Below are 3,331 nucleotides of genomic sequence, written 5' to 3'. Positions count from 1 at the left end.
CGCCTGCACATGCAATCCGTTGTTGCCTCGACACCCCTGGCCGAAGCCCCGAAGGCCGAAACGGCCTTCAAGGGCGTGCGCGCGCCCGGCGTCGGCGTGTTCCGTCTCGATCACCCGACGACCGGTCGCCCGATCGCCGAACCTGGCCAGACGGTTCGCAAGGGCGAGACGGTCGGCGTCCTGCAGGTCGGCCAATGCCTGAAGGCAATCGTTGCGCCGGCAGACGGTGTGCTGGGTGCAGCGCTGATCGAGGACGGAGCGGTCGTCGGCTACGGCACGCCGCTCTACGGGCTGGTGTGAAGCAAGGCGATGGTTCGAACCACTGAGGAAAGCGCCATGGCGGCCCAAGGATTGCAGGTCGATATCAATTCCGACATGGGCGAGGGTTTTGGAGCCTACAGGCTCGGCGACGATGCGGCGATCCTCGACATCGTCAGTTCCGCCAATGTGGCCTGCGGCTTTCACGCCGGCGACCCCGAGATCATGGCGGCCACGTTCTCGATGGCGCGCGACAAGGGCGTTGCTGTTGGCGCGCATCCGAGCTTCGCCGATCTGTGGGGGTTCGGACGCCGCATCATTCCGCATTCCATGGATGAGATCGAAAGGCTGGTCGCCTACCAGATCGGCGCGGCGCAGGCGCTTTCCGCCTATGCCGGCCACCCGATCCGCTACGTCAAGGCGCATGGCGCGCTAGGCAATCTTACCCAGACCGATCGTGGCGTCGCCGAAGCGGTGACGCGCGCGGTCAAGGCCGTCGATCCCGGCCTGATCTGCCTGGCCATTGCGCTCGGCTTCCAGGACAGGATCGCGCGCGACGCGGGCCTGACGGTCAGGTCCGAAATCTTTGCCGACCGCGCCTATACGGAGGAAGGCTTTCTTGTCTCGCGCAAGCTGGAAGGCGCTGTCATCCACGACGCCGAGAAGGCGGCAGAACGGGTCGTGCGGATGGTCAAGCAAGGCGCCATCGAGACGCTTTCCGGGCAGATGCTGCAGACGCCGATCGATTCGATCTGCGTCCACAGCGACACGCCGGCAGCCGTCGCCATCGCCGCGCGCGTTCGGCGACGGCTGGAGGCGAGCGGCGTCAGGGTCAGAGCGTTCGCGGCCTGAGCACGGCCGCGTCCGTTTCAGAACCAGACGTCGCTGAGGCGATGCCCGCGTGGATAAGGGTCCGTCGGGTCGAGGCCATATTGGCCGATGCTGGTGATCCAGGCTTGTCCGGCGATGGTGACCACGACAGCGTCGCGATCGCCGAGGCGCGTATTGGCGATCACGCGGGAATCGAAATGGGTCCCGATGATCGATCTGTTACGGAACAGCTCGCCCTTGACGATCTGCCCCTTTGCCGACATCACCGCCAGCCGCCCGGTGGTGCCGGTGCCTGTCGGTGAGCGGTCGAGCCTGCCATGCAGGCACACCGTGCCGTTGACGCTTTCCACGCGCCCGTCGACGCGCTCGATCGGACCTTCGAAAATCACGTTGGACACGTCGCGGATCTTCGGGTTCTCCGGATGCACGACCTTGAGCTGTTCGTTGACCGCCTTCTTGATGCGTTGGCCCATCAGCGACATCTGGTGGGCCTCGTCGGGTGTTATGGAAAAGCCGAGTGCGCGCGCATTGACATGGGCGAAAGTCATGCCGCCATAGGAGGTGTCGACGGTGATCGTGCCGAGCCCTTCCACCTCGACATGCGTGTCGAGGTGGAGTGCAAAAGCCGGTACATTGGTGAACTCCACCTGCTTCACCTTGCCGTTCTCGCAGAGACAGCGCACCTCGATCATGCCGGCCGGCGCTTCCATGCGCAGCAATGTCTCAGGCTCCTTCATCGGCACCATGCCCGTCTCCAGCGCCACTGTGGCGACGCAGATGGTGTTTGAGCCGGACATGGGCGGGTATTCCGTGCTTTCAATTATGACGTAGCCGAGATCCGCCGAGGGATCGCAAGGCGGCAGGATGATGTTGCCGTTGACGTAGGGCGCACCGCGCGGCTCGAACAAGAGCAGCCCACGAATGTCGTCCATATGCGCTTCGAGATACTCCTTCTTTTCGAACATGGTCTTGCCCGGAACGTCCTTGACGCCTCCGGTGATCACATTGCCGACTTCGCCCTCGGCATGGCAGCCGACGACCGTGAATGTTTTCGTCCAGCGCATTTTTCTCCTCCTGTGATTGGTCTTGGCCCTGGCGATACCGATTCAGACCGCGTCGAGCCCCCGTTCGAGAAAACGATCGAGTTGTTCCATTTCCTGGTGCGATAGGACGATACCGTCGCGCTCCGACGTCTCGCGGGCTAGGAACCGCCTTTGCGAGGGCAGGCGCGCACCCTGGCCCAAGATCGCCTCGAACAGCGCTTCAGCACGGCCCAGCGGATTGCCGGGCCGGCCGGCGGCGAAGGCTTTCGGCGAGAAAGCGATGACCAACTCTCCGTGCGACGGATAAAGCGTCGTGGTGCCAAGCAGCTCGAGCGCCTCGGGGCTGGTCAGGTCGCCGATCATGATCCCGGCGAGCAGTTCGATCATCGTCGCGATGGCCGAGCCCTTGTGCCCGCCGAAGGGAAGCATGGCGCCCGCCAGGGCAGCTTCGGGGTCCGTCGTTGGCCTGCCGTCAGAATCCATGGCCCAGCCTTCCGGCAGCTTCTTGCCTGCCCGGCGGTGGAGCTCGATCTCGCCGCGCGCGGCAACCGAGGTCGCGAAGTCGAAAACGTAGGGAGGCTGCTCTTCTCGCGGCCAGCCAAAGGCAAAAGGATTGGTGCCCAGCAATGGTCCGTTGCCACCGGTCGGAGCGACGGTGGCATAGCTCGGGCACATGGCCAGGCCGGTCAGGCCTGCCTGTGTCAAAGCTTCGACCTCCACCGAAAGGGCGGAAAAATGCACCGCATCGTTGATCGCGAGTGCGGCAATGCCGCACGACCGTGCCCGCTCGATCAGCACCGGCAGACCCAATTCGAAGGCTGGGTTGGCGAAACCATGCTTCGCATCCACTTTGACGAGGGCGGGAGCGTCTTGAGGCAACAACTCGGGCACCGCGTGTGGGCTCACCTTTCCGGCCTTGATCGTCCGCAGGGCGCCTTCGATCCGGTAGATGCCATGCGACTTGCAGGCATCGCGTTCCGCCGCGACGATGACCCTTGTAATGGCGCTGGCCTGAATGGGGTTCAGTCCGGCCTTGCGGAAAATTGCATCGACGCGCTCATGCAGGGCATCGGTGGTGATCGTGGTGTTGGTCATTTCTGGCCTTCGGGCTTGGCTGCGCGCAAACGCTGCCTTTAAAAATCCAGACCACCGGCAAAGGCTCTTAGATCCTGTGCAAGCAAAGCGGGCTGCTCGAGGGC

At 63.9% G+C, this 3,331-nt stretch carries 4 protein-coding genes; 2 read left to right on the top strand and 2 right to left on the bottom strand.

Annotated features, from left to right (window positions below; translation table 11 throughout):
* Together EN893_RS25165 and EN893_RS25160 are read left to right on the top strand one after the other, a co-directional pair.
* A partial coding sequence (locus tag EN893_RS25165; RefSeq protein ID WP_128361852.1) for a biotin/lipoyl-containing protein occupies positions 1-300 on the top strand: 300 nt, incomplete at its 5' end.
* Between the two features lie 36 nt (positions 301-336).
* Positions 337-1,110 (top strand): 5-oxoprolinase subunit PxpA, encoded by a 774-nt coding sequence (locus EN893_RS25160; protein ID WP_127266699.1) that lies wholly within the window; start codon positions 337-339, stop codon positions 1,108-1,110.
* Positions 1,111-1,127: 17 nt separating this feature from the next.
* Here EN893_RS25160 and EN893_RS25155 read toward each other — a convergent pair whose 3' ends face one another.
* A complete protein-coding gene (locus tag EN893_RS25155) occupies positions 1,128-2,153 on the bottom strand; it encodes a proline racemase family protein (protein WP_127266698.1) in 1,026 nt (341 codons plus the stop codon).
* 42 nt (positions 2,154-2,195) lie between these two features.
* Positions 2,196-3,227: an Ldh family oxidoreductase gene (locus EN893_RS25150; protein WP_127266704.1), complete on the bottom strand. Its 1,032-nt coding sequence runs from the start codon at positions 3,225-3,227 to the stop codon at positions 2,196-2,198.
* Between the last annotated feature and the right edge of the window lie 104 nt (positions 3,228-3,331).

The organism is Mesorhizobium sp. M7A.F.Ca.CA.004.04.2.1 (assembly GCF_004022825.1).
GTDB lineage: Bacteria > Pseudomonadota > Alphaproteobacteria > Rhizobiales > Rhizobiaceae > Mesorhizobium.
Note: the sequence above shows the minus strand (reverse complement) of the source record. Positions and strands in the feature narration are given on the sequence as shown.